Genomic DNA, 1,337 nt, shown 5'->3' on the forward strand with positions numbered 1-1,337 from the left:
GAAAGCGTGCGTATTGCCTGAAAATCCAGCCAGCTACAGGGTCGTTCGCACGAAATCTTATTTATTCAACAAAGCCCGGTGTCACATAAAAAAGCCCGTCAGCGGCGGGCAAAGACTACACACAGCTATTACAGGATGATTCAGGCAGTTTCTTCGTAAACGTTGTAATCCAGCTTTGCTCCACTGTAATTCTGCAGGCTACGGGCTTTATTCATCGCGCAACTGAACGCATTCGAACGATCGCCTGCACTCCCATTATGCCCATAGCGGGCAATTTCATACGGTTTCTCATAACTGCTTTCTTCCAGCACAATAAAGGCTCCCGGTTCACTGGTCAGCAATTCGAAACCAAGACCTGCGGCCTTTGTATTCCTTAGCTGGTAATATGCAGTGAGTGTCATAATTGATTCCTTAAAATAATACCGATACAAAGATATTTCTACAGGCATTGTTGAGCCTGTAAAATTGCTGATAGTTCAGAGTGACTGTAAGTAATAATAACTTATTCAAGTGGCGCGTCAATTGGCTAAATAACCTTACCTTCATTAAATTTTGAAAGAAATACAATCAGGAAAAGTGACTTTAAAAATCTCTTTCGGATATGACGCTACTGATATCTGATATTGCCTGGAGAATTTTGTCATAAGCGTAGACCTCTATTTTGGCGTAAATCTTCAAACAGGTAGCTGAGTCGTTTGGTTAACATCAGACATGGGCGCAGCTGGCGAACAAGGGGGGTTGTCCTGGCACTGCATTGCGTCTGCACAGAACCGTTACATTGGTCGGCGCAGAAGTGGTAACCGGAGCATATCGACAGAGGGGAAAATTCATGACTGAACTCCAGCAGATGCCGGGATGCAGGGCAGAAACACGGCGGAAACCATCTTAAAAGTTATTAACTTACCAGCTTATTAGCCCTGGGAGGATGGGAGTAAACACGGTATAATGGTGTCGGCGCTTGAGGCTTTTTGCCTCATGATGTTTGAGTGTTTTGATGTTGTGAGGCAGAAAGAAGAAAGCCCCGTAGGACGTTAATTTTCATTAACCAACCACACGAGGCCATCTGCTTGACTAGACACCAACAGAGTAGCCTCTTAGCTGCCGTAAGGCAAGGAGATGTATGGGTCCACCACATATTGCAATTTTTACTCTCACGTAAAATATAGTCCACTGGCGTCATCAGTTCGAGTGATTTATGTGGCCTTTTGCTGTTATACAGCACCAGATATTCAGCCATTCTTTGATTAAACAAATTCAGGTCGGCTTTGTTGAATAAATCGAACTTTTGCTGAGTTGAAGGATCAGATCACGCATCCTCCCGACAACACAGACCATTC

General features: G+C 44.2%; 1 protein-coding gene and 1 pseudogene. Both read right to left on the reverse strand.

The genetic code is table 11. The features are described from left to right. Positions 1–140 precede the first annotated feature (140 nt). Positions 141–401, reverse strand: coding sequence for a hypothetical protein (locus L2I46_RS29115; RefSeq protein WP_017901409.1), 261 nt, complete (start codon positions 399–401; stop codon positions 141–143). A gap of 719 nt (positions 402–1,120) precedes the next feature. Further along, positions 1,121–1,264 (reverse strand): annotated as a pseudogene (locus L2I46_RS29670) (IS3 family transposase); the annotation flags it as partial. Positions 1,265–1,337: the final 73 nt, after the last annotated feature.

It is taken from the genome of Klebsiella sp. 2019SCSN059, from assembly GCF_021739525.1.
In the GTDB taxonomy this organism is placed as follows: Bacteria; Pseudomonadota; Gammaproteobacteria; order Enterobacterales; family Enterobacteriaceae; genus Klebsiella; species Klebsiella quasipneumoniae.